We start from the raw sequence: 24,084 nt of genomic DNA, 5'->3' as shown, positions 1-24,084 counted from the left end.
CCCTTCGTTGAGGTTATGAGTGTAAGGCGCTTGCGCGGGCGCCAGATAAGCGCGCCCTTGTTTTCGCCAAGGAATGGTTTTCTGGCTGGTGCAAAAGCCACCTGTTTTGCTGGTGGATACAGATCCACAGAGGGTCGTGTTTTTGCAGACATCTTTCATACATCCTGCCTTGGGCGTAGATTTTGCGGATCAAACAAGGCGTCCTCATGCACCGTCACCGGGATTTCACGGTTTAGGATCTGCACCACCAGCCCATCGCGTGGCGTGCCCTTTCTCACAAAGAGCCAGCCAAGGGATTTGCCGGTGCTGTATCCATATCCGCCCGAAGTCGTCAGACCAACGGGCGCCCCATTCAACAGCACGGGCTCTCCGCCGTGGATGTCAATCTCGCCGTCATGCAGTTCAGCATAATACAGCTGCCACCCAGGGGTGCGGTTCAAAAGCGCCTCGCGCCCGGTGAATTCCCGACCTTCCGCAACAACAAAGCGGTCCAGCCCCACATCCAATGGTCCGACATCTGTGGTCAGTTCTGCCGATGCGCGGTAGGCTTTTTCCATGCGCATGCCGTTGAATGCATAGCTGCCGAGATCGGTTAACCCATGTTTGTCACCTGCAAAGAATAGCGCGTCATATAGGTCGGCGATCCGGTCAAGGGGCGCATGCAGCTCCCAGCCCAGTTCCCCGACAAAGGATACACGCAGGGCGTAAACCGGAATTCCCGCCACCTTTATCTCTTGCCCTGACAACCAGGGAAAGGCCGCGTTTGATAGGTCGGCATTGGTCAGTTGGGATAGGATTTTACGCGAATTGGGACCAGACATTGCCAGCATCCCCCAATCACGCGAGTGGTTGATCATCTGGACATCTTCACCCTCCCGAATATGGGATTTGATCCAATCAAAATCGGGATTTGCACGGGCGATGGCAGAGCCAGTGAAATAGCGATCTTCGCCAATACGCCAGATGGTGATTTCGGTCTCAAACCGGCCTTTGGGCGTAAGCAGATGGTTCAGACTGATCCGCCCATCCCGAGCCGGGATCCTGTTTGCCGAGAGACGATCCAGCAGTTTGCCTGCATCAAGGCCGATGATTTCAAACTGTGCAAAGGCGCAAAGATCCATCACACCGGCGCCGTCGCGTGTGGCTTTTGCCTCGCGTGCGGCATTTTCGTGCCAGCTCTGATGCCCCCAACCAATTTGCTCGACCTCCCCGACCTCACCAAAATATCGGGGCCGTTCCCAGCCTGCGACCTCACCCATAACCGCGCCTTTAGCCACCAGTCGGTCATAGAGCACGTGCCGTTTCAAGGGTCGCAGGCTTTCAAATTGTTTGCCAGGACAGGGGGTGTCATGGCGGCGCATGAATTCATCTTTGGTGCGTTCCACGATATAGTTGCCAGTGGTAAAATCGCCATAACGACGCGGATCCATGGAACGCGTATTAATCTCCGTTTCGCCTTGCACCATCCAGTCAGCCAGTACCTTGCCGGCGCCTCCGCCCCAGGCCAGGCCAATGGATGACCCACAGGACAGCCAGACATTTGGTGCACCGGAGGGCCCGACCAACATTCCACCATCCGGCGTGTGAGTGATGGCCCCCCGCACAACCCGTTTGATGCCCAAGTCAGCCAGAATGGGCATTTTATCAAAAGCAGTCATCAGGAAATCGCCGATGCTGTCATAGTCCGCTTCAAACAGCTCGTTTTCGGCCTTCCACGGAGCGCCTTCAGGCATGGTCCAAACTGTTGGGCAAATATGGCCCTCGTAAATTCCGATCAACCCGGATCTTTGTTCCTGGCGGATGTAACCTCCAAATGCATTGTCGCGCATGACCGGCAATTCCGGACGGCCCACAAATTCCGGCACCGTGTCTGTAACAAGGTAATGGTGCAGGCAGGACACCGACGGTATTTTCAAGCCGAACCATTCGCCGACCTGATTGGCATATGACCCAGCGGCAATCACCACATGTTCGGCAAGGATTTCACCCTTTTCAGTCTGCAAGAGCCACATGTCACCCTTGCGACTGGCACCTGTGACCTGATTATGGCGCTCAATCTTGGCCCCTCGCGCACGCGATGCGGCAGCCAGGGCCATGGTGACTGAGCTGGGGTCAATGTGCCCATCTTCAAAGGTCTGGACAGCTGCTTTGACGTCGTCGACTTTGTAAAATGGATTACCTTTGGCGACCTCTTCAGGTCCAACAAGCTCCATCGGCAAATCCAACAGGCGCCCAACACCCATGATGGACTTCATCCAATCCACTTCGTCATCCGTCGTTGCGATGCGGAACCCGCCGACCTCATGCCAGCCAATGCTTTGGCCGGTTTCTGTTTCGATCCGCTTATATAGCTCCAGTGAGGTCTTGTTGATCCATCCCGATACCCGGCTGCCCACCGCATGGGCGATCTGCCCTGCAGCATGCCATGTCGACCCGGAGGTCAGCTCAGCTTTTTCAAACAAAATCGTGTCGGTCCAGCCGTTCTCAGCCAATTGCAACTGAGCTGCGACCCCCATGATGCCACCGCCAATGATGGCGACCTGTGTCGTTCTGGTCATGTCCGGTTCCTGAATGCAGTTTTGGCAGGTTTGAGAGAGGCTTTGGCGGCGTAACGCGCACAGGCAATTTCCACCTCAAACCCATCGACGATGTCGTTGCAGGCCAGTTCGTCCAGTGGAGCCTCCACCATGGCCAATGCAACTGAGCGATTGAAAAGATAGCTCCACGCAGAGGAGGTGATCTGCCCAACCACTCTGCCATTCCGCCAAATTGGCTCATCGTGGATCGGGATTGCGTCCGGATCATCGAAAAGCATCGAAACGATGCGCCGTTTAGGCGGTGTATTACGCAAGGCGCTGAGCGCCTCATTGCCGGTGAAATCACTGTTCCAGCCTAAGAACGCCTCGGTTCCGGCCTCATACGGGGTGACACCAGGGGACATTTCATGGCCCCAAGCGCGAAACCCGCTTTCGATCCGCAAACTGCCGCTGGCGGTTAGTCCTGCATGGGCGGCCCCGGCCGCTACCAAGGCCTCATATGCGGCCATGGCCATATCGGCAGGAAAATAGAGCTCAAAACCATCTTCCCCGGTGTAACTCAGCCGTCCGGCCCAGCCCCGCGCCAGTCCAACCTCGACCGGAGCAAACTGGAACCGGTTAAGATCGGGCAGTGTGTCGCTGGATGCTTTTTGCAGAACCGCGCGTGCCTGCGCCCCGGCAAGGCCCATAATGGCGTAGCCCGAGGTTACATCGGTAAGCTCAACTTGAAAGTCTGCTTTGGCTGACCTCAACCGTATCAAATCGCGGGTAACTTCGCCTGCGCCGACAATCAGCATATATGTCTCAGCGCCGTGGCGTTGAACGGTGATGTCAGACTCAATCCCGCCCCGCATGTTTAAGATCTGACTGTACACAATCCGACCTGGCGCCACCTTCATTTCGGCGGCGCAGACCCGGTTTAGAAAATCCGTTGCATCCGGTCCCTGCACCATGATTTTACCAAAGGCCGACTGGTCCAGAATGGCAGCGCCACTGCGGCAGGCCTCGACCTCACGCCCAACCTGTTCACGCCATGGTGGCTCCCCAAATGTCAGCGGAGCGTCAACGGTATCGGCTGCATAATACTCAGGCCTTTCCCAGCCACCTCTGGTCAGGAACTTTGCCCCTGCTGCAGAGGTTCCTGAATGGATCGGGCTGCGGCGCTGGCCGCGGGCTGTGTGCATGCTCAGCCCCGGATAGGCAATGTCATAGTGCCGCCCCAGCACCTCGGGGATACGGGCTTCAAGCGCACCAAGCACATTCATTTCGGGGCCAAAACGACGAATGTCAGCCTCGTTCAACTCCATAGTCGGCTCACCCGCGATGATCCATTGGGCCATCGCCATACCAGCGCCCCCCGCAAGAGCGATGCCGGTGGAATTCATGCCCCCCATGAGGAATAAACCCGGCACTTCGGGGCTTTCGCCCATCATGAACTGACTGTCCAATGTGAAGCTCTCAGGCCCGTTCAGCAGCATCCGAACCTCGGCCTTTTCCAACGCCGGAATGCGGTGGAGCGCGTTCTCCATCATTGGCATGAAATGGTCCCAATCTTCGCCCAGCAGATCAAAGCTGAAATCGGCAGGGAGCTTTTCCATCGGAAGGCCTTTTGCATGCGGCTCAAAACAACCGACCAAAAGCCCCTCGACATCATCGCGGGCATAGAGGAACGCGTCCTGGTCGTTCAGCGTTGGCAGGTGTACCCCTTTGCCCAGGGCCTGCACTTCGGGCACAGGTTTTGTCAGCATGTAGAAATGCTCGCAGGCGTAAAGCGGCATGTTTGCGTCCGCCATTTGCGCAACTTCGCGCGACCATAACCCGCAGGCAATCACCACTTCGTCGGCCTCTATCACATGGTCGCCAACTTCAACGCCGCTGATACGGTAGCCCTTTTTCTGCAGCCCGGTAACGCGGGTCTCTTCAAAGAACTGCACCCCACGCGCACGCGCGCCCTTGGACAGCGCCAAAGCTACATCCGAGGGATTTACCCGGCCGTCGACCGGCGAATGTACTGCTCCGATGACATCATCCGTTCGCAACAATGGCCAGAGTTCCTCGACCTGTTTGCGGTCGACAATTTCGGCCTCTAGCCCAAAGGCACGACCCAGCGACACCTGACGTTTCAAAGTCGTCAGCCGGTCCTCATTGGTGGCAATCGACAGGCTGCCGGTTTGGGTCCAGCCAGTGCCTTGTCCGGTCTCAACTTCCAGTTCTTTATAGAGATCGATGGAATAGTTGATCAGCTTGGTTAGCGTGGCTGATGGGCGCAGGCGGCGCACCAGGCCAGCCGCATGCCAGGTGGTGCCAGAGGTCAGTTTAGAGCGTTCCAGGACCACGATATCTTTGCGGCCTTCGCGCGCCAGATGATAGGCGATGGAACATCCAATGACACCGCCACCAATGATCACGGTGCGGGCATTTTGCGGCAGGGAATTCATGTGATCACTCCATCAGCGGTCAGTTTCCCAAGGACATCATCAAAGATATCAAGGGCTTCATCAATTAGATCAGGCGTATGGGCGCAAGAGGTCACACAAGACGTGAAGGACATGAAGTCGACGCCACCTTCCAACAGGCCATGACGCAATCCATTGACCAACGCGGGCGAGACTGTACGGATTTCTGCCGCACTCAGGCCCTCAATGGATGTGCCCCCGAAATAGAGGTGACATGTTGAGCTGTCTCCGTAGGCTACAGCAGCCATATTTCGGCGGGCAAAACAGGCGTTGATGCCGTCGCGCAGCCGCGCGGCCATCGCATCTGCCTGGCGCTGCACATCACCGGTTGATAGCAGTTTCATCGCGGCAATCGCACCTGCTGCGACCAGCGGGGCCGCGTTAAACGTGCCCTTGTGGCTGACAGGCGGAGCCAACCCGTCTCGGGGTTTGCTCGGGTCAAGCAAGTCCATAATGTCGCGCCGCCCACAGATTGCTCCACCGGGCAAGCCACCCGTTGCAACCTTGGCCAGTGTTGTGATGTCCGGCGTGACGCCATCCAGTGCCTGTCGCCCGCCAGGAGACCAGCGAAATCCGGTGATCACCTCGTCAAAGATCAACACCTTTTCCTGTTCATCCGCCAGGTCACGAATGCCTTGCAGAAATCCATTGGGCAATGGAACAGATCCATAGTTGGCCCCTGACGCTTCTACAAAAATCGTGCCGATGGCTGCGTCTTGTTCCAACAAGGTTCGGATCGCGCCCAGTTCAGGCGGTGCCACCACCGTCAAATCTGCGATCGCCGTCGGAACTCCCAAAGAGGGCGGCGTGTTTGCACCGGGCTTGGCCCCCTTTAGCAACATGTCGTGCCAGCCATGAAAGTGCCCATCAATGCGCAGCACCTTATCTTTGCCGGAATAGGCACGACCAAGGCGCAGTGCCAGCATGGTGCTTTCAGTTCCCGACCCGGTAAATCGCACCAGATCAGCCGATGGAAACAGCTTGGAAATCCATTCTGCCCATTCAATTTCCAACGCGTGGCAGTCGCCAGTATAGGGCGTTTTGGTCAGCTGCTCAGCCACCGCCTGCATCACTTCCGGGCAGGAGTTGCCAAGTATCTGACTGGCCGCACCGAGTTTGAAATCGATGTAGCGCCTGCCTTCAACATCCCATTTCTCGGCGCCAAGTGCGCGGTCGATATAGATGGGATAGGGCGCGCGATAACGTAGCTCGTGACTGACACCACCGGGCATCACCTGTTTGGCGCGCTGCGCGAGGGAGTGGTTGGTGATCATGACGCGTCCCGGTGATTTATGATGATTGATTTGGCAGCTGAATAGGCGGCCAACCCAGCCAGTCCTTTTTCGCGACCGATGCCGCTTTCTTTGACACCGCCAAAAGGCACGGTATCGCCGCCCTGCAAAAAGCCATTGATGAAGACCTGGCCCGCCTCGACTTTGCGGGCAAATTGCATCGCATGGGTGATGTCGGCCGTGTAAACCCCCGCCACCAGGCCAAAGGCAGTGCCATTAGCCAGGTCCAATGCCTGTTCGACAGTGTCACAGATCTGGGTAATCAGAACCGGGCCAAAGACTTCTTGCTGCGCAATTTCTGAGTGAGCCGGGACATTTGTGAAAACGGTTGGCGCATAAAATGCCCCCTGCGTTAGCCCATCCGGACAGGCGCGGTGGCCACCTACTGCACACGTCAGCCCCTCGGACTTGGCGCGGTCGACAAACCCCTCGACCCGAGCCAGATGTTGCGCTGAAATCAGTGGACCCAGATCCGGGTTGTCCAGCGGATGCCCAATGGTCAAAGCCTCGGCTTTTGCGACCACCTTTTTCACCAAAGCATCGTGGATCGAGCGCGCGCAGATCAGCCGTGCACCTGCGGCGCAAACCTGCCCCGCATTAAAGAAAATCCCCCGTACGACCCCATCTGCTGCGGCATCCAGATCAGCATCAGCCAGAACAACCACCGGGGATTTCCCTCCCAATTCCAGGGTGGTCCCGGCAATGGGTTTTGAGGCTGACTGCATTATCTTGCGGCCCGTCGCGGTTGATCCAGTAAAGGTCACATGCGCGACGGTGTTGTCGCTGGCGAGCGCCTCTCCGATCTCGCCGGGGCCACATATCACGTTGAACGCGCCCCTCGGCAATCCAGCTTCAAGCCCCAACTGGGCCAACATGATCGCGGAGAGAGGCGTGCTTTCAGAAGGCTTCGCCACCATGGTCGCACCAACTGCAAGTGCAGGACCGGCGCCGCGCGCAAGGGTGGAAACCGGATAGTTCCAGGGTAAGATATGGGCCGTAACCCCGATGGGCTCCAAGACCGTCAATGCCGTCTGATCGGGCCCCAGCGGGATTGTTTCGCCCTGCAGCTTGTCGCAGCAGCCAGCGTAAAACCGAAAATAATCCGCCGCACGCTGCACATCGCGTTTTGCCTGACCTATTGGTTTGCCAACATTGAGTGCCTCGACAGAGGCCAGCTCTCCGGCTTTCGCCTCGATCAACCCCGCAAGCCGGAATAGCACCCGCGCACGGATCGCAGGCGCGGTATCTGACCAAACCGGCAAGGCGTGTCCGGCGCTGGAAACCGCCTGCGCGACTTGAGACCTATCGGCGTCGGCAAGTTCTACGATTACCTGATAGGTGGCAGGATCACGAAGTGTCCGAACCTTTCCAGCACCTGTTTGCCCCACACCATCAATGAAATTATGCGGGAGCTCTGCCAGGTGCTGCGGATAATCGGGATGGGTTTGCATCAGTTTCTGCCGATCTGTTCGCGGCTCAGATGAATGCGAAACCTCTCGCGCAGTTCCTGGTCTTTCTCTTCCGAAATATGACCGGGATAATGGGTTGCCAGCAACTCGCGCGCCTTGTCTTTGGCGACATCTCCGATTGGGCGTGAACCCTCAGCTTCCCATTCCCGAGGTGTCTGCCGATCACCTAGATGCGGGTAGAAATAGTCAGATTTCATCCGGTTGAATGTATGGCGATGCCCGAGGTAATGCCCTTCACCGCGACAGACTTCGGCAATGACCTCGGCCCCGATGTTTTCAACGTTAACCTCGACGCCGCGCACGGTGCGCAGGATGTTGCCCAGCATATCATTGTCCACGACATAGGCCTCAAGCGAGACCCCCAACAGGCTGGCCTGCATCCCACAGGCCTGTGTAATCAGGTTTGATCCGGCATGGGCCGCAGAAGAAACAGCGAGGTTCTTTTCGCTGCCATATTGCGCATCAAGCGTTTTTGAATCAGTGATCCCGGCAATCGAAGTGGTCGGCAGATCGTAGTACCGGCCCATCTGTGCCGCCGCCGCCATCAAGATCGCCTGTTCGCCGCCGCCAGCACACATAGACCCAGTCCGCAGGTCAGCCACCAAGGGTTTGGGGCCAAAAATAGCCGCTACATTCGGATCAACCAGGCGCGCGAACACCAACCCAGCAAGCGTCTCTGCAACCGCTTGCACAAGTGATCCTGCAATCGTCGCCGGGCTGGTTGCGCCCGCCTGGCCTGCTGAAATCAGCTGCACAGGGAACCCGGCTAGAACCGCGGCCTCCAGCGTATCCAAGGCCTCTTCCGCAAAACGCATCGGCGGCACCACGTGGCACACCATTACAGTTAGAAACGGGCGCGCGCGAAACGCTGCTTCACTGCCAGCCAGCGCGTAGCAGAGCTCTGCCAGCTGCGCCAAATTTTCAGGCTCCGAGACTGAAACCGACACATGTTTGGACGTTCCCATAAGGCAGGCATAGGCGGTGTTCAGGTCCATCTCAGCGACATTTTCTATGTCGCGGGCCACAATCGAGCGGCTGAAATGGTGAATGTTCTCCATGGCATCACAGATCCGTGCTGCATCGTAGAGATCCTGCACTGTGCCATCGCGGTAGTGACCATCCGTGAGATCAAATACACCCGGTGCCCCACCACCAGAACTCATGTGAACACGGCTGCCAGAGAGGTTCAGATCGTTGGCCTTATCCTGCCCATAGAGCACAACATCGCGTCGCGCCTGCGCGATCGTTCTGAGCACCAGATCACGTGGAAACAACAGCCTTTTGTCACCTGTGTAGGTCCCGCCTTCTGCGCAGACCAGGTCAATCATCGATGCCGAAGCTTGTGATAAACCAAGCGTTTCCAGCAATGTCAGCACCGCCTCGTCGACGGTTTTGATGTCTGCGTCACTCAAAGGCCGGAAACCGCCCCCGTTCAGCCCCCCCCAAACGGGTGGCGTCTCATCAACTGGGTTTGCATTGCTTTCAAGTCGCGCCTCTCGGCCTCTTCGACCCGTTCTGCCCGCCATGATCCACTCCAAACACAATTTCCTCATCTGTATTGCTACGCAGGCCCCCCAATCGCGGCAAAAACATATTTCTCTTGCGCATGATGAGTATTTCTCATCTATAATGCGGCATGACCGCCCTGCCCTCACTTCCTTCCCTTCGCGCTTTTGAAGCTGCTGCTCGACTGGGCAGTTTTCAGGAGGCCGCAGAAGAGCTCAGTGTTTCCCCAACGGCCATCAGTCACCATATTCGGGGGCTGGAGGCGCAATTGGGAGAAAAACTGTTCTTGCGACGCGTGCGACAGGTGCACCTGACGGATGAAGGCGAGCGTCTGGCACATGGCGTAAGCAAGGCATTCAGAATTCTGGAATCATCCGTAAGTTCCATTGCCAGCCAGCGTCGGAAAACCAAGGTCCGGATCGCAATGGGGCCGAGCTTTGCCACGCGCTGGGTACTGCCAAGGTTCAACGAATTCTGTGAACAATTCCCCAAGGTAGATCTGGAACTGGTTCAGACCCCGCTACTCGTCTCTCCGCAAAACGTGGATGCTGATATCTTCATTACCTGGGGAGACGGCATTTTTCCTGGGATGAAATCAGAACCGCTGGTCAATATTAAAACCGTCCCGGTGGCGAGTCCCTCACTGATCAAACGGTTGGGGCACCCCAAAAATCCATCAGATCTGCTGCATTATCCGCTGATCCACCAGCGTGATACACTTGGTTGGAACGCCTGGTTTGAAACCGCAGCAGTGCAGTCGAAAACGCCTCTTTCTGGTCCAATTATCGAAGATACAAATGTTGTTTTGCAGGCCGCAATTGCAGGACAGGGTATCGTGATGGGGTGGATTCCACTTATCGACGAAGAATTGAAAAACGGGGCACTCGTTCAGTTATTTGATGCAGCCTTGAGCGAACATCGTGCATATTATCTGGTTAGAAGAGAAGCTGGTCCACGTGAGAATGAAGTCAATTCAATTTGCAGATGGATAGCCGAGCAATCCGCAGATCAATTACTTAAATTGGCAGCAAGATAGAGCTTCGCCTCACAGAGGTTGAAACAGCCGTTGTAGCTTTAGATGAACAAAGACTTCGACCATTTCGGTTGTGTCTTTCCGTCTAAGAATGGCTGTTTTTTGACTATGGTTTGATCCATGCACATGCGGCAAAGGTCCGCTTCCCGCCCTTGGTGTTTGAACTCAGGTCAATGCTGCACCTGGAATGAATGTCTAAGAAGGGCTGCGAGTAGTCTTTAAAGGCGTGGCACTCTGTTCAAGTGCTTCCAGATATTGTGAACGTTTTCCCCATCACGTTCTTATGTGAAACCCACCCGAATTCGAAATTTACCATGCGTGAGAAAATCACCGTCTGTAAAGCCGGAAGTCTCCAAATTTATGCGGACCTGTGTTATTTTGATTTCTGGCCAGTCTTGTTCAGAGACAGTTTTTTAAGGAAGCGGAAGTTTACTGCACATGTAAGTGCTCAGGTTGCAATCTCCGCAAATCAGACACATCAAGGATGGATCATGCCGCCTTTCATCCCCATCAGCAGCTATTGCTTCTATATCTCATCCAACCCCCGCGGCTGCCCGAATTCATCCAGCGCGACAAAGACAAAATCTGCGTCGGTTACTTTCTGAGAGTCATTGTCAAACCTTGAGCGCGACCAGACATCGACGTGGATCCGCATTGATGAACGTCCAGCTGCACATAGCGAGGCGTAAATAGTCACTTCGTCCCCGACCTTGACGGGGCGCAGAAACTGCATGGCTTCAACCGCAACAGTAGCACCCCGGCCTTGAGACGCACGCGCAGCCAAATTTCCCGCGGCAAGATCCATCTGCGACATCAACCAACCGCCGAAAACATCGCCGGCTGGATTGGTATCTGCGGGCATTGCAATCGTTCGGATGACCAACACGCCATCGTCTTGTTGCCGCCCGTGTTTACAGCGTTCTCTTAAGCGCGCGAGCCTGTCGTCTGGTGTGTTGTTCATGCCGTGCCTACCTTTCCGGTTTCAACGCCCTTCGCCCTCGCTGAAAGCACAATAGCCGTGGTAATCGCAAGGGCGCCAGCGATGTTGGGGGCCCAGGCAAGTGGCCAAAAAACTCCAACGCCACCAGCAACAAACAGCGGCACGGTGAACCAACTTATTGGCCCCTCTGCATACCACTGGATCAAAGCATAAGTCGCATAGATACCAAAGAGCGAGAAAAACCCGATCTGAAGCACCTGGGTTGGGTCACCGGAGACCAACGGAGAATAGGCAAAAAGAAGCGGAACGACATAGAGACCCTTGGCGATCTTCCAACTTTCAAACCCGGTCGCCATGGGGCGAGAGCCCGCAATGCCAGCAGCGGCAAAGGCCGCAAGACAAACTGGGGGCGTCACGTTGGAATCCTGGCTGAGCCAGAAGATGATCAAGTGAGCTGTCAGCAGGAAGGTCAGTTGCAATGCGGGATCAACCAGGACAGGGCGAATGGTCACTGCAACCTCAAACGGGACGGCGGACATCAGCTCCCAAGCTTCGGCCTTGCTCATGCCTTCTGCAACCTGAGCCACCAAAGGATGCTCAACGAGAAAGAACAAACCCGCCTTGGCCGGATCCGAAATGCCAGTGACCAATTGTTCGACGATAAGGCCATCGGCCATGATTCCTGCAAGTGCTGGTGCGGTTAGAATGGCGAGAATGATGTAGGCAGCTGTCACCGGCAGCCCCATGCCCAAAACCAACGAGGCCAGCGCGACCAGAGCAATGGCCAGCGCCATCGATCCTTGGGACCACTGCGCAATCATCAACGAAAACCCGTTGCCGACGCCACTTGTCACAATCGCGTTGTTCATGATCCCGATCGCAGTCAGTAAAATCGCAGTCATGACCGCAGACCGAATACCACTGGTCAGCGCTTCAGAAATCTTCGCGGCGCCCATGTCGACAGGCTGGAACAACCCTTTCGCGGCAATCCGCGACAGGATGTTTGTGACCCAGGAGGTCACGATCACAGCGGCAATCGCCCAACATGCCGCATATGCGGGTGTCACCCCCGCCAACAGCATCCAGATCATCACGGTCAGAGGGATCACAAAGACCAGACCACCAGACAGTAGTTTGCCCTTGTCGACGGTCAGGTCCATTTCGGCGCCAACGTCGTATTTGACGGCTTCGATGCGTACGATGAAGGCAACGGAAAGAAAATAGAGAATGGCTGGGACAACAGACACCGCGACAATCGTGCCGTAAGGGATGGAGGTATAGCTGGCCATAACGAAAGCGCCTGCGCCCATGATTGGGGGCATCAACTGTCCACCTGTTGAAGCTGCAGCCTCAACACCGGCAGCAAATTTCGGGCGAAACCCATTGGCTTTCATCAAGGGGATCGTGATGACGCCAGTAGAGGCTGTGTTGGCGATGGCAGAGCCTGAGATTGTACCAGTCAGGGCGGATGAGATCACGGCCACAAACGCCGCGCCCCCCTTGATCCGACCCGCGACAACTTTGGACAGTTCTATAACAAAGTTGCTGGCACCCGAGACGACCAGAAACCCGCCAAAAATCATGAACAAAGTGATGTTGGCGACGGATATTTGCGCGAGAATGCCAAACATTCCTTCATCGTTGTAAAGGGTGCGAAACAACACGTCATCCACCGGAAGACTCGCCGCGCGAAAGACGCCGGGCATCATCGTCCCCAAAAACAAAATATAGCTGAGCGCGAGGATTATCAGAATTGGAATGACCCATCCAGCGACACGGCGCGAGAGGTCAATACAGGCGAAGATTAACAGCAGGCCAGCGGCCCAATCTACAACGGTGAATTGCCACCCCTGTCCGGTCACGGCAAGGGAGCGTTCGTACAAACCGGATTGAGCGTAGGCTACCCAAAGGGCTGCCCCAGCCACAGCAAACCCGTAGAGAATGTCCACAACCCATGCCCAGGTTTCATTCGAGCGCTTGCCCCAAGGGCTTATCGTGACGGAGGCAATGAAGGCAAAACCTGCGAAGTGAATTGCGTTCTGCCACAGGCCCGACTCGGTAAGGTAAACGTTCGTCAGGATATGCCAAAGTGCAAATGTGAGCGCAAAGATAAGGACAAATTGGCGCGGCCCCCATCTGCCTTGTGGCATATCCAGCAGATTGTCACGTGGTGACGGCATAAAATCTATATCTTGGGTCATCTCAAAGTCCCCTCCCGGACGCTGAATGAAAAAGGGCCGTCGGTGTTTTGGCGGCCCCCGATCAGTTTTTTTCTGCGTTATTTTGCGATCAGGTTTTCCGGAATAGTTAGACCCATTTCGGTGTAATAGCGTGCCGCGCCAGGGTGCAGAGGCGCTGGCAAGCCAGCCATTGCCTTTTCAAGCGCCATCGCCTTTGTGGCAGGGTGGATCGACTGCAGGAATGGCAGGTTTTCAAACATCGTTTTGGTCAATAGGTAAACGTGCTCCTCGTCGACGGTTGCGTTCACCGCAAGGAAGTTTGGTTGCGCAATCGTATGCACATCCTTGTCCTGACCGGGATAGGTGCCAGCAGCAATAGTATAAGGCACCCAAAGGTTGCGACCTCCATCCATGGCAGCAGCTTCTTCGGCTGTAACATCGAGGATCGTGAACTTGCCTTCATTCGACGCCATCAGTTTGGTGATCGCACCTGTAGGCGGACCAGAAGGGATGCCAGCCGCAAAGGCTTGGCCGTTTGCCAGTGCGTCAGCTGTTGGGCCGTATCCAGCAGATACAAGCGTGAAATTTTCCAGTGCCAGATCTAGGCCAGACAACAGCACCTTGTTTGACCCCATGGTGCCGGAGTTCTCTTTGCCCATACCTACGGACATGCCTGCAAGCGCCTTGAGGTCAGAAACTGTGCCGTTTGTGATTTTGTCGGCAGGTACTACAAACTGCTCAACGTTTTGCCAAAGCATCGTGACGGAGCGAAGATTATCCTGAGGCTCGCTGACTGGTCCTGTCCCCGTGACCGCGTAAGAACCATAGAGCCCCTGCAAGATGGCAAAATCGGCAGTGCCTGCCGATAGGGCCTGAACATTTGCGCCAGACCCGGCTGAGTTGACAGCGGTCAGCGAAAAATTCTGCTTTGGAAGTAGTTTTATTTTCGACAATGTGGAGATGGCTGTGCCAACAGGGTGGTATGTCCCGCCTGTAGACGCCGTGTTCAACACATAGTTGGCATCATCAGCATAGGCGCTACCAGATGCAGCAATACCTGCGCTCATAACGAGCGCTTTCAATATTTTCATCAGTTTTCCTCCCAAGGAATTCAGTTCGTAATTTGAACTGCTCCCTTCATGGAGAAAACCTGCGCCTCGATGTATGAAGTATTCCGCGCATCTGAGAAAAAGTGCCTGCGGATTTCTGCAGGCCACGTTCAACTCCTCAGAAGAGCTTCCTTATCGAGGCCTAGTTTCACGATCTTTTCATTCAGCGTCCGTCGCGCAATACCCAGCAAGGCAGCGACATCATCCATCCGGCCATCTTCGTCTTTGATCGCGCGACCTATCAACTCCCGCTCGAATGCGGCCACGGCCTCGCGCAAGGTTTCGGGAACAGATGCTTGAGACGTCTGAAGCGCAATTGCGCGACGTACAGACCCACCTCCACGCTTTTCAGCCAAGACCCGGCGCTCTGCTACATTTTGCAACTCACGCACATTGCCAGGCCAATTATAGGACATCAGGGCTGCAATATCATCAGGCGTGAGTTCAGGTGTTGGCAGCTCATAAAGTTGGCTAAGCCGGGCCATATAATGCCTGAACAACAGCAACACGTCTTCACCTCGATCAGACAGAGCTGGCAGCGAAATTACAAGTGTGTTCAAGCGAAATAGCAGATCCTCACGGAACTCCGAACCCTCTGTATCTGACACAATGTCTGTATTGGCAGCACTGATGACCCTTAGGTCTACAGAGTGCATCTCAACCTCTCCAGCACGTTGATATTGTTTTGTTTCAATGGCCCGTAGCAGTTTTGATTGTGAGTTGAACGGCATAGAACCTAGTTCATCCAGAAACAGTGTGCCGCCATTTGCACTACTCAATAAGCCGTTAGGGTTAGAGGCGGTTCCAAACACAGTTTCCTCAAAACGTTCCGGCGGGATGGACGCGCAATTGACCGCGACAAAAGGCGCCGAGGGCGCTGCGCCCAAATCATGTAACGCTTGCGCTACAAGTTCTTTTCCTGTTCCGGTTTCCCCAAGAATTAACACGTTTGCCTTGCTGGCTGCAAAGTCAAAGATCATGTCTCTGACCATGACGATCTGTGGATCATTTCCGATCAAAATGCGCTCAAGATCCGTCAGTTCGGCCAAGCGATCTTTGAGTTTCGCGGCGTCATCCATCAGCTGCTTCATCCGCACAGCGTTTTTCAGTATTCCGAGCAGACGGCGCGGTTCGAACGGTTTTTCGACAAAACTGTAAGCCCCCGCCTGCAACGATTCCACCGCCATAGGAATATCACCATGTGCCGTGATCATGATCACTGGAATCCTGCAGATGTCGCGTACCTTGGCTTGAAACTCCAAACCGTCCATTCTAGGCATCTGAACATCGCTTATTATGGCATCAGGCTTTCCAGTCTGGATCGCTTTCAGCCCTTCGGGACCGTCCTGTGCCAACAGAGCCTCATACCCCGCAGTTTCTAACAGGTGCGCGAGCGAGACGCGCAGCTCCCGATCATCGTCCACAACGAGAATTCGAGCCTTGTTCATCTCGGATCTCCATTCAGCAAAAGCGGAAGTTTGACAATAAATTCGGCCCCCGTGGCAGAGTTGCCGAGGGTCAATTCACCGTCATGATTTTTGATAATCTCGGCCGTAATTGCCAACCCAAGCCCCATCCCGACACCGGAGGGTTTGGTGCTAAAAAAGGGCTCCTGGAGATCCGCAAGACCGAGTCCTTCGAGGCCAGGTCCGTTGTCCGAAACTCGCAGCTCAGCATGAGTGTCGTCCGATGTCATTTGGACGATGATTTTGGGGTTGGGCGCACGTTCGACAGCATGAAGTGCGTTTGTCAGCAAGTTGGTCAACGCCTGTTCCAAAAGCAGCTTGTTCGCCTGCAACTCTACGGTTGCCAACTGGGGGGTAAAACGAAACTCAACGCTAGCAGCCTTAAAATCGGCATCCAGAGTATTTGAGACCTCGGCAATAACTTCAGCCAGATTAACGCGTGTTTTGTCCCCAGTCCGCCCTCGGGCAAAGTACCTAAACTGCCTCGTTATTGCTTCCATGCGCTCAACCAGCTTGTTCAAGCTTTGGAGAGTGCTTGGAGAGGTGATCTCCCCCCCGATCTCTGCCGCTGCCAAGTGATTTCGGAAGGCACTGATGGGTTGCCCCAACTCGTGAGTCACGGAGGCGGCGAGTTGTCCAAGTGCGGACAATTTTGCACTGCGTGCAAGCTCAGCCTGTGCCTTTTTGAGCTTTCGGTTTGTGTCTATGAGCGCGACGCGTTGTTGTTCTGATGAGGCATAGGCCAAAGCGATGCGTCGCGAGCGAAGAAAGGTCGCAAACCCCACGAGCAAGGCGATTGCACTTCCAAACAATCCCGTCATTGCAAGCGTTTGACGAATTAGAACAGCTTCGGGTTGTAAGTAGTGTACGGACCACCCCCGCCAATTCGCTTGCCCGACGGCCGCAATATACCTGGTTCCCTCGCCCACAACCCTTCCGTTTTTCATGTTAGTCCAGTCTAGAGGTGCGAGCGGTTCGGTTCCGAACTGCCTGCTTTCCAAAATCGCCTGCCTTACGTCGGGTGTAAGCTCACCAATCGGGCGATACAGCCAATCCGGATTAGAGGCCAAAACAACGATATTGTCTTCGTTTACGGCAATGACGGTATCAGTGGCGCTCACCCAAGAGCGCTGCAGTTCGCTAACGTCCAGCTTTATAGCGATGACACCTTTTTGTGTTCCAGATGCATATGTCACGGGTTCAGCGACAAAATACCCGGGTCGCCCGGAGGTGGCCCCAATGGCAAAGTAGTCGCTTCTCTGACCGGTAAGCGCTTCTTTGAAATAGGGTCTAAACCCGTAGTTCTGACCAAGAAAGCTATTTTGCAGGCCTGCGTTAGATGCCGCCAGCACCAAACCAGACGCATCCATCAAATAGATGGCTTCCAGCTTTGCCTGCTGTGCAAGCTGATCGAGGCGGGTGTTGATGCCTGGGTCGATGTCAATAGGATTCAGCGTGTTCGAATACCTCGGATCGCGCGCTAGCACGAAGGGGAGGTGCTGGTGCTGCTGAAGTGCTTCATTCAGCGAGCGCAAATAGAGCTCCATCCGGTTTGAGGCTGCTAAGGATTCAGCCTGTTCAAAATAGCGGTATGCTCCGAAAGCCACAGCCAATGTTGCAATGATGACCGTTGCAATTAGCATACCCAAGACGCTTTTGCGCATACGGCTTTTTTGGCCAACAATATCGGTCTCTTGCATCACTCGCTCCCCTGTTGACCACTGTGGTACGGAGTGATGCGAGATGTAAATGGTGCGCAAAGGCAGCGAGATGGCGCGCCTGCGGATTTCCGCAGGGCATAAATTCAGTGACAGTCAAATACAGTTGTCAGTAGAAATTACTACAAACGGGCAGTTCTATATCATTAGCGAATGCCAAAGCTGACTTTGGGCACATTGAATCGGACGGCAAAAAAGTCCGCAGTGCAGCTCTCTGGTCAACAAGAATGCTGTACAATGTGTCCAACGGCTGCTTTGCGGAAGCTGCAACGCGGCGATTACACATCTTGCCAACGGCCGCTTGGGGCCGTGAGCAACGATACTCGCGCAGTTTCTATGAGCGTATCATGGGGGTCCGAAAGTTTGGGTGTCGCTATTATGGGGTTTTCCGAACTCAGGTAAATCTTTTGAAATGTTGTGATTTCACAACTTTCAAGTCACGGCTCCCGGGTTGTTTCATTTTAACCTTAGGGCAGTACAAATCGAAAACTCCTTACTTTACTTAAAGGTGTGCGACCTGGAGAGACGGAAGGCACGGCACTTTGCAGGAATGCTAATTTGCTCAGTTTGAGATGTCGCTTCTAGACTTTTCAAACTTTCGTCGACTTCTGCGGATCACTGTAAATCTCATGCCAGTTTTCGCGTCACAGGTCGACTTGAGAGGCGAAATCTAGAAAGACCGGGCAAGAGATCGCCTCTGAACGAGACCGCATGAATCCTTGCGGCTGGTTCCATCAATTTTGTGCAACAAAGCCCTGTTGGAGGGCAGAAAGCTGATGCGGCGCAGCATGGTTGATGTGCCGGAGCCGCTGCCTCCAATGATCGCCACCACACCGCCTTACCGGGCGGTGAACGAAGCGCACTTTAGAACTTCCAGGCTGCCTAACCGTTCATGGAAGTCTTCGATGCGCTCGGCATCTCTGTTCAGTATCGTCTTTAGGGCTGCGGTATCTGTTTTGATGCTGGTACCTGTTGGCATGGCTGGACGTTCTTGGGGATTGGGCTAATAAGGTGTAATCGCCGTAATTGCGCAGGTAGGTAATCATAGTGAGCCGTTGTGGGGGGGGGCTGGGATGAGCGACGAACGCAGAAAATTTACGCGTGAAACTGCGCAGCAGCGCAAACTTGCCCTGATCGAGGCGACTCTGGAGCTGGTGGCGGAAAAAGGTGTGCAGGGGGCTACCGTGCGCGGCATAGCGGATCGGGCTGAGGTGACGCAGGGGCTGATAAGGCACTATTTTTCTTCAAAGGAAGACCTGATCACAGCGGCCTATGAATATCATATGACGCAGATGATAGACCTGACCTATGCCCCCGTGGCGGCGGTCAAAGGTTCGGCGCGCGATCAGCTGCGCGTTTTTGTACAGTCTTCCGTGATGCCACCCGTAGTGGATCCACGCTCGATCGCGCTTTGGGCTGGGTTTCTCAATAAGGTGCAGCATGATGCGCGGATGAAAGAGACCCATGCAAAAACCTATGTCCAATTTCGTGACCAGCTCCAGGAGTTGATACAGGCTGCTCTGGAGGAGGCTGGTATCACTGCTGCGCCGGACCGCCTGTATCGATTGGCCACCGCCTGCAATGCCCTGATTGATGGGTTGTGGATGGAAGGCGGCGCCCTGCCAGAGGCCTTTGCCCCCGGGGAGCTGTCGCAGATTGGTCTGAATTCCGTTGGGGCGATCATCGGGGTGTCGCTGGAACCCTAGGGGGCCAACAGGGCAGGGCGGCCCATTTCTGGTCTCTGCTGTAATCGAGACGTTGCAAAACGGGCAAGTTTTTTGACGCTCGCCTTTGACAATTGTGGCAGGTGCTCTTTGCGGATCAAACAGAGTTTTTTGCGGGGTCGCTGCTTTAAAGCGAAGATTTTATGGGGCCGAATTTTGTCCCTCTCACGAACTGCGGCAAGACTGTGGCGCAGGTTAGGCAGCGGGGTTTGTCATATCCCAAAGCTGTGGCCCTCTTGCACTAGCTGAGCGATCCGCGCGGATGTTAACGCGGTGTTAACCACGTCGCACGGAGGGCCAATCAGGATCCTGTCAGGTGGAGACGCGAGGCACAAAGAGCAGGATCTATTTGATGTATCGACAACTAGTGGCGATGGCCTTCTCCCTTTTCCTGCCCTTCCAAGCGAGTGCTGAATCGCCTGCGCCAGAGGGCGTTCGTCATAAGATTGGTTATGGTTTGATGTTTACCAACGATCTGTTGGGAGACGGCAAAGACCGCTGGCGCACCGGGTCGCTGACCTCGTCGCGGATCTATGGCCGAGACTGGCAGGGCCAGGCGCCCGCGGGCTTTGGGGAGCTGTTGGAGCTGCGGATCCAGGGGCAGATCATTGCGCCTGCCGACCTGGTTGCTCCGGACCCGACGGATCGCCCCTGGGCCGGTGCCTTGACGGTGGAGCTGAACAGCCACATGCAGCGGCGCGGAACCGAGATATCCTTGGGCGCGGGGCTGGCCATACTGGGCCCCCAGACCCAGTTGGATGAGATGCAGGGCTGGCTTCATGATCTGGCCGGTGCGCCGCAGCCCTCGGCCGCGGTGTTGAACGGGCAGGTCGCCAATAGGGTCCGGCCCCTGATTTCAGCGGAAGTTGGCCGTGAATTTGCCTTGTCTGACCGCGCAGCCCTGCGTCCTTTTGTTGAAGCACGCGCCGGGGATGAAACCTATCTTCGTGCTGGGGTAGATTTCACTTATGGACAGTTGTCGCAAGGATTGTTGGCGCGCGATAGCGTCTCTGGCCAGCGCTACCGCACCATGATGGGGGAGGCCACAGGCCTGACCCTGACGGCAGGAGCAGATATCGCCTATGTCTCAAACTCGGTGTTTTTGCCTGATGCAGCTGGGTATTCCCTGGAGAACAACCGTCACCGGGCCCGTTTGGGCCTGCGCTGGCAGGGGCAAAACCTCTCTGCCTTTTATGGGCTGTCCTATCTGGGCAAGGAGTTTTCCAGCCAAAGCGAAGGCCAGTTGACCGGCGCCTTGCAGGTGCAATTGAGGTTTTGAAAACACACCCCGCATCAGGGCCAGGGCCTGGGGTGACTTTGCTCTTTATCTGAACGATCTGCTTTGTTAAGTTTTAGTTAATAAAAAATATAAGAGCAGGCACACAGGCAGATGAAAACGGGCTTTCAGGGCACGTTCGTCATTTCTTGGTCGCAAACAGAAGTAGATGGCCTTTTGGCCGCACCGGTCGAGTCTATCGATGTCGGGGCCGCGTGGTCGTGGCAAGGTGAAGCAGTGCGGGTTGATGGCCCGGCTGAACTGTTGCGTTTGGGTATGGCGAATGGAGAAACGGATCTGAGGCGTCGCGCGGCGCGCTCGGTACGCAGGTTGGTTGGGGCTGCGGTGCAGAACCGAACAGATCTGCGCGATGTTACGGTCGAAGATCCGCTTCTGGATAAGAGTTTTGTGGTGACCAATGGTGTTCAAAGCTACACCGTCACCCTGATTGAGGTCAGCGATAGCGCGCGGCCTCTTTTGATGTTTGTAAATGAAATTCCGCCCAGGGGCATGGACCTATGGGTGGTGCATCACTCACTGGGCAGCATTGGCTGCCCGGTGGACACGATGCCAGGGCAGCCGGGCAGTGGGGTGATTTGCTTTACGCCGGGAACCCAGATTGCCACCCCCAGTGGACCCCGCCGGATCGAGGATCTGCGCGAAGGTGACAAGGTGCAAACCCGCGATAGCGGGGCGCAAGAGATCCAGTGGATTGGGGCGCGTCGGATCAGCGGTGCGCGGCTCTTTGTGGTACCCAAGCTACGCCCGATCCGTATTCGCGCCGGTGCCTTGGGCATTGATCGGCCAGAAAAAGAACTGCTGGTCTCGCCAGAACATCGCATGTTGCTGCGCGGACGGCAGGTGCAGGCGCTGTTCAACACTGATGAAGTGCTGGTGGCCGCGCGAGATCTGATCAATGGTCATACAATTGCGGCGGATAGCTCGGTAAGAGAAGTGACCTATATTCACTTGCTTCTTGGGGCGCATCAGGTGCTTTGGGCCAATGGGGTGGAAAGCGAGAGCTTTCATCCGGCCAGTGCCTCGATGTCGGCACTGGATACGCAGGACCGCATTCGACTGGCTGGCTTGTTGCCGCAGGTCGAACGCGACCCGATGAGCTATGGCGCCTATGCACGGCGCAATCTCAGCAGCTCTGAGGCGGCGATTTTGATGCATGAGGCTGCCTAAGTTCGACGGGTTTCAAAAATCCCACCCAAACCAAAGGAAGCAGTGTTGACTCTGCTCCCTTTGCGCCTATAAGCGCCACTTCATTGGTGTTGGTGGGCCCCGCAAGGGGATTCCTGTCATAGGCGCGGACCAGACGGTCCAATCCTAAGAGGACAACGCCCTTCATAGTAGCCTGCACCGGCTACGGCTTAAACGAAGGAGAACAGCCGTGACTAAACGTACGTCTGCCAAGTATAAAATTGACCGCCGCATGGGCGAAAACATCTGGGGCCGTCCTAAGTCCCCAGTTAATCGTCGTGAATATGGTCCCGGCCAGCACGGTCAGCGCCGTAAGGGCAAGCTGTCCGATTTTGGTATTCAGCTGCGCGCCAAGCAGAAGCTGAAGGGCTACTACGGCGATATCACCGAGAAGCAATTCCGTCGCATCTACGCCGAAGCTGAGCGTGTAAAAGGCGATACTGGTGAAAACCTGATCGGCCTGCTGGAGCGCCGCCTGGACGCAGTTATCTACCGCGCCAAGTTTGTTCCTACCGTTTTTGCTGCACGTCAGTTCGTCAACCACGGCCACGTCACCGTCAACGGCAAGCGCGTCAACATCGCGTCATACCGTGTCAAAGAAGGCGATGTCATCGCAGTGCGTGACAAGTCCAAGCAACTGGCAGTTCTGCTGGAAGCTGTTGCCCTGGCCGAGCGTGATGTTCCTGACTACATCGAAGCTGACCACTCCAAAATGACCGCCACATTCGTGCGCGCCCCTGGCCTGGCCGATGTGCCTTACCCAGTTGTTATGGAACCAAACCTGGTCGTGGAATTCTACGCCAAAAACTAATCCTGACGCCCCTTTGGGCTGTTGGAGAAAAGGGCTGCCCTTGGGCGGCCCTTTTTGCATTTCTGGTTTGGGTCTCGCGGTTGCCTGTGATTTTTCACCAAATTGCGACAGATCAGAGCGCTCGCCTTCAGGGTGATGCTAGGCTTGTGATGAGCCTAAAACGGAAAAGCGGTTGTCTTTTGCAGGAAATCGTCGCTACCGTGGGAAAAATTGGCTGGGCCAAGTAGAAGCCTGGCAAAACGGGAGTGTGAAATGAAACGTCTTTTGACCGGTACAATTGCCGCCATTGTTGTTGCCTGCGCGACGGCGCTCAGCGCGGCGCCTTTGAAACTGCAACCCGCCAATCCGCAGCCTTCTGGCCTGAAACCGGGGCTGGCGGTGCGCTATGCCTATCCGGTGGATGTCAAAAATCTAGTTGATGCCTCTTCAGCCTTGAAGATCAAGTCCGAACGTGGCCGCCCCTTGTCTGGGTTGGACTACCGCGACACCAATGAGGGGGATATGACCCTGACCTCCAATAGAGCAGAGCATGTGGTGGCTGGGATCAAGGGCTATGTGCATTTTGCCAAACCGGGGATTCATAACATTGATTTTCTAACCAACGATGGGCTGCGGGCCAGAATTGGCGGGCAGGTGGTTGGACGTTTCGATGGTCGTCAGGCCTGCGACACCACCATCATGAGCGAGGTAGAGGTGCCTTCGGCGGGTTGGTATAAGGTTGATATCCTGTATTTCCAACGTCTTGGCACCGCCTGTTTGCACATGCGCATGGGGCCAGAGGGCAAGCGCCCCCGTTGGATGCCAAACAAGGCCTTTGGCCACTGAGGCGGGGGCACCTACCACAAACATAGGGTAGACTGGTGCTATCCAGCTCGGTGGATCTGGATAGCAAAACTTTCTTCGGGCTGCGGCGGGGCGTAGTGTTTGCAGATCTGTATGAACTGCGCCCGGCTGGGCTGAAACGGATGCTCCCTGCACGCATTGCGATCCAGTAGACGTTGCCAGCAGGTTTCCTCATCCACCTCCAGAAGATGCAGCAGAACCTCGGCCCCCGCCTGGGCGGCGCATTCGCGCATCCAGCGCCGGTTCTCGATGGTGTTTGCATGGTAGTCCAGCACCACAGAGAGCCCAGCTTTCAACAGCTGCGAAATATGCGGTGTCATCACCTCACGCAGCTTGGCGGAAAACTTCACATAGTCCTGCACAGTTTGCATTTGCGTGCCGTAGAGCGCCGAGAGCCAGTCATCCTCACTGATGCAGACAATGTGAGCAGGCTCTGACAGTCTGGCGGCCAGGGTGGATTTCCCTGCTGCAATCCTACCGCAGATCACATGCAGTTTGGGCTTGGAAGAGGTCATGGC

The 24,084-nt window shown here is 55.5% G+C and carries 17 protein-coding genes and 1 pseudogene; 6 read left to right on the top strand and 12 right to left on the bottom strand.

Annotated features, from left to right (window positions below; genetic code table 11):
- Window positions 1–155: 155 nt before the first annotated feature.
- The 5 genes from ED661_RS08020 to ED661_RS08000 are packed head-to-tail and all read right to left on the bottom strand — an operon-like array spanning window position 156 to window position 9,280.
- Window positions 156–2,558 (bottom strand): FAD-dependent oxidoreductase, encoded by a 2,403-nt coding sequence (locus ED661_RS08020; RefSeq protein ID WP_122073414.1) that lies wholly within the window; start codon window positions 2,556–2,558, stop codon window positions 156–158.
- On the bottom strand, window positions 2,555–4,975 hold the full coding sequence (locus ED661_RS08015; RefSeq protein ID WP_122073413.1) for an FAD-dependent oxidoreductase: 2,421 nt from the start codon (window positions 4,973–4,975) through the stop codon (window positions 2,555–2,557). Before ED661_RS08015 ends, ED661_RS08020 begins: the two co-directional genes overlap by 4 nt.
- Window positions 4,972–6,267, bottom strand: coding sequence for an aspartate aminotransferase family protein (locus ED661_RS08010; protein WP_254054795.1), 1,296 nt, complete (start codon window positions 6,265–6,267; stop codon window positions 4,972–4,974). The genes ED661_RS08015 and ED661_RS08010 overlap by 4 nt, the downstream gene beginning before the upstream one ends.
- Window positions 6,264–7,736 carry an aldehyde dehydrogenase family protein gene (locus ED661_RS08005; RefSeq protein ID WP_122073412.1) on the bottom strand — a complete coding sequence of 491 codons (1,473 nt, stop codon included), beginning with the start codon at window positions 7,734–7,736 and terminating at the stop codon, window positions 6,264–6,266. The genes ED661_RS08010 and ED661_RS08005 overlap by 4 nt, the downstream gene beginning before the upstream one ends.
- A complete protein-coding gene (locus tag ED661_RS08000; RefSeq protein ID WP_122073411.1) occupies window positions 7,736–9,280 on the bottom strand; it encodes a trimethylamine methyltransferase family protein in 1,545 nt (514 codons plus the stop codon). The genes ED661_RS08005 and ED661_RS08000 overlap by 1 nt, the downstream gene beginning before the upstream one ends.
- Window positions 9,281–9,390: 110 nt before the next feature.
- On the opposite strand from ED661_RS08000, the gene ED661_RS07995 reads away from it, so the two are divergent.
- Complete coding sequence (locus ED661_RS07995) at window positions 9,391–10,296, top strand: LysR substrate-binding domain-containing protein (protein ID WP_122073410.1); 906 nt, start codon at window positions 9,391–9,393, stop codon at window positions 10,294–10,296.
- Between the two features lie 523 nt (window positions 10,297–10,819).
- Here the strand turns inward: ED661_RS07995 and ED661_RS07990 are convergent.
- From ED661_RS07990 to ED661_RS22185, 6 genes and pseudogenes are all read right to left on the bottom strand, one after another.
- On the bottom strand, window positions 10,820–11,155 hold the full coding sequence (locus ED661_RS07990) for an acyl-CoA thioesterase (RefSeq protein ID WP_371412434.1): 336 nt from the start codon (window positions 11,153–11,155) through the stop codon (window positions 10,820–10,822).
- Between the two features lie 95 nt (window positions 11,156–11,250).
- Window positions 11,251–13,434 (bottom strand): TRAP transporter fused permease subunit, encoded by a 2,184-nt coding sequence (locus tag ED661_RS07985; RefSeq protein WP_122073408.1) that lies wholly within the window; start codon window positions 13,432–13,434, stop codon window positions 11,251–11,253.
- 77 nt (window positions 13,435–13,511) lie between these two features.
- Window positions 13,512–14,504 (bottom strand): TAXI family TRAP transporter solute-binding subunit, encoded by a 993-nt coding sequence (locus tag ED661_RS07980; RefSeq protein ID WP_122073407.1) that lies wholly within the window; start codon window positions 14,502–14,504, stop codon window positions 13,512–13,514.
- A 128-nt stretch (window positions 14,505–14,632) separates the two neighbouring features.
- The gene (locus ED661_RS07975; protein ID WP_122073406.1) at window positions 14,633–15,970 is read right to left on the bottom strand and encodes a sigma-54 dependent transcriptional regulator; all 1,338 of its coding nucleotides are present in this window, start codon (window positions 15,968–15,970) and stop codon (window positions 14,633–14,635) included.
- Window positions 15,967–17,688 carry an ATP-binding protein gene (locus ED661_RS07970; RefSeq protein ID WP_122073405.1) on the bottom strand — a complete coding sequence of 574 codons (1,722 nt, stop codon included), beginning with the start codon at window positions 17,686–17,688 and terminating at the stop codon, window positions 15,967–15,969. Before ED661_RS07970 ends, ED661_RS07975 begins: the two co-directional genes overlap by 4 nt.
- A 784-nt stretch (window positions 17,689–18,472) precedes the next feature.
- A pseudogene (locus ED661_RS22185) lies at window positions 18,473–18,685 on the bottom strand (hypothetical protein); the annotation flags it as partial.
- 94 nt (window positions 18,686–18,779) lie between these two features.
- Between ED661_RS22185 and ED661_RS07965 the strand changes: the two are divergent.
- From ED661_RS07965 to ED661_RS07945, 5 genes are all read left to right on the top strand, one after another.
- The gene (locus ED661_RS07965) at window positions 18,780–19,412 is read left to right on the top strand and encodes a TetR/AcrR family transcriptional regulator (protein WP_122073404.1); all 633 of its coding nucleotides are present in this window, start codon (window positions 18,780–18,782) and stop codon (window positions 19,410–19,412) included.
- A gap of 370 nt (window positions 19,413–19,782) precedes the next feature.
- Window positions 19,783–20,709, top strand: a complete 927-nt coding sequence (locus tag ED661_RS07960) for a lipid A-modifier LpxR family protein (RefSeq protein WP_122073403.1) — start codon at window positions 19,783–19,785, stop codon at window positions 20,707–20,709.
- A gap of 111 nt (window positions 20,710–20,820) precedes the next feature.
- Window positions 20,821–21,894, top strand: coding sequence for a Hint domain-containing protein (locus ED661_RS07955; RefSeq protein WP_122073402.1), 1,074 nt, complete (start codon window positions 20,821–20,823; stop codon window positions 21,892–21,894).
- Between the two features lie 208 nt (window positions 21,895–22,102).
- Window positions 22,103–22,723: a 30S ribosomal protein S4 gene (gene rpsD / locus ED661_RS07950; protein ID WP_122073401.1), complete on the top strand. Its 621-nt coding sequence runs from the start codon at window positions 22,103–22,105 to the stop codon at window positions 22,721–22,723.
- Between the two features lie 252 nt (window positions 22,724–22,975).
- Complete coding sequence (locus ED661_RS07945; protein ID WP_122073400.1) at window positions 22,976–23,548, top strand: hypothetical protein; 573 nt, start codon at window positions 22,976–22,978, stop codon at window positions 23,546–23,548.
- A 38-nt stretch (window positions 23,549–23,586) separates the two neighbouring features.
- Here the strand turns inward: ED661_RS07945 and ED661_RS07940 are convergent, their stop codons facing one another.
- Complete coding sequence (locus tag ED661_RS07940) at window positions 23,587–24,081, bottom strand: ATP-binding protein (RefSeq protein WP_122074062.1); 495 nt, start codon at window positions 24,079–24,081, stop codon at window positions 23,587–23,589.
- Between the last annotated feature and the right edge of the window lie 3 nt (window positions 24,082–24,084).

The sequence above is a fragment of the Pseudophaeobacter sp. EL27 genome, from assembly GCF_900313025.1.
Classification (GTDB): domain Bacteria; phylum Pseudomonadota; class Alphaproteobacteria; order Rhodobacterales; family Rhodobacteraceae; genus Pseudophaeobacter.
The sequence above is the reverse complement of the archived record's forward strand: the minus strand, read 5'-3'. Positions and strand labels throughout refer to the sequence as shown.

What these genes read in the sequence shown, in the direction of transcription:
- ED661_RS07965 (WP_122073404.1), top strand. Translation starts at nt 18,780, where the DNA reads ATGAGCGACGAACGCAGAAAATTTACGCGTGAAACTGCGCAGCAGCGC.
- ED661_RS07975 (WP_122073406.1), bottom strand. Translation starts at nt 15,970, where the DNA reads ATGAACAAGGCTCGAATTCTCGTTGTGGACGATGATCGGGAGCTGCGC.
- ED661_RS07960 (WP_122073403.1), top strand. Translation starts at nt 19,783, where the DNA reads ATGTATCGACAACTAGTGGCGATGGCCTTCTCCCTTTTCCTGCCCTTC.
- ED661_RS08005 (WP_122073412.1), bottom strand. Translation starts at nt 7,736, where the DNA reads ATGCAAACCCATCCCGATTATCCGCAGCACCTGGCAGAGCTCCCGCAT.
- ED661_RS08015 (WP_122073413.1), bottom strand. Translation starts at nt 4,975, where the DNA reads ATGAATTCCCTGCCGCAAAATGCCCGCACCGTGATCATTGGTGGCGGT.
- ED661_RS08010 (WP_254054795.1), bottom strand. Translation starts at nt 6,267, where the DNA reads ATGATCACCAACCACTCCCTCGCGCAGCGCGCCAAACAGGTGATGCCC.
- ED661_RS07980 (WP_122073407.1), bottom strand. Translation starts at nt 14,504, where the DNA reads ATGAAAATATTGAAAGCGCTCGTTATGAGCGCAGGTATTGCTGCATCT.
- ED661_RS08020 (WP_122073414.1), bottom strand. Translation starts at nt 2,558, where the DNA reads ATGACCAGAACGACACAGGTCGCCATCATTGGCGGTGGCATCATGGGG.
- ED661_RS07970 (WP_122073405.1), bottom strand. Translation starts at nt 17,688, where the DNA reads ATGCAAGAGACCGATATTGTTGGCCAAAAAAGCCGTATGCGCAAAAGC.
- ED661_RS07955 (WP_122073402.1), top strand. Translation starts at nt 20,821, where the DNA reads ATGAAAACGGGCTTTCAGGGCACGTTCGTCATTTCTTGGTCGCAAACA.
- ED661_RS07945 (WP_122073400.1), top strand. Translation starts at nt 22,976, where the DNA reads ATGAAACGTCTTTTGACCGGTACAATTGCCGCCATTGTTGTTGCCTGC.
- ED661_RS07995 (WP_122073410.1), top strand. Translation starts at nt 9,391, where the DNA reads ATGACCGCCCTGCCCTCACTTCCTTCCCTTCGCGCTTTTGAAGCTGCT.
- ED661_RS08000 (WP_122073411.1), bottom strand. Translation starts at nt 9,280, where the DNA reads ATGGCGGGCAGAACGGGTCGAAGAGGCCGAGAGGCGCGACTTGAAAGC.
- ED661_RS07990 (WP_371412434.1), bottom strand. Translation starts at nt 11,155, where the DNA reads ATGCCCGCAGATACCAATCCAGCCGGCGATGTTTTCGGCGGTTGGTTG.
- ED661_RS07940 (WP_122074062.1), bottom strand. Translation starts at nt 24,081, where the DNA reads ATGACCTCTTCCAAGCCCAAACTGCATGTGATCTGCGGTAGGATTGCA.
- ED661_RS07985 (WP_122073408.1), bottom strand. Translation starts at nt 13,434, where the DNA reads ATGACCCAAGATATAGATTTTATGCCGTCACCACGTGACAATCTGCTG.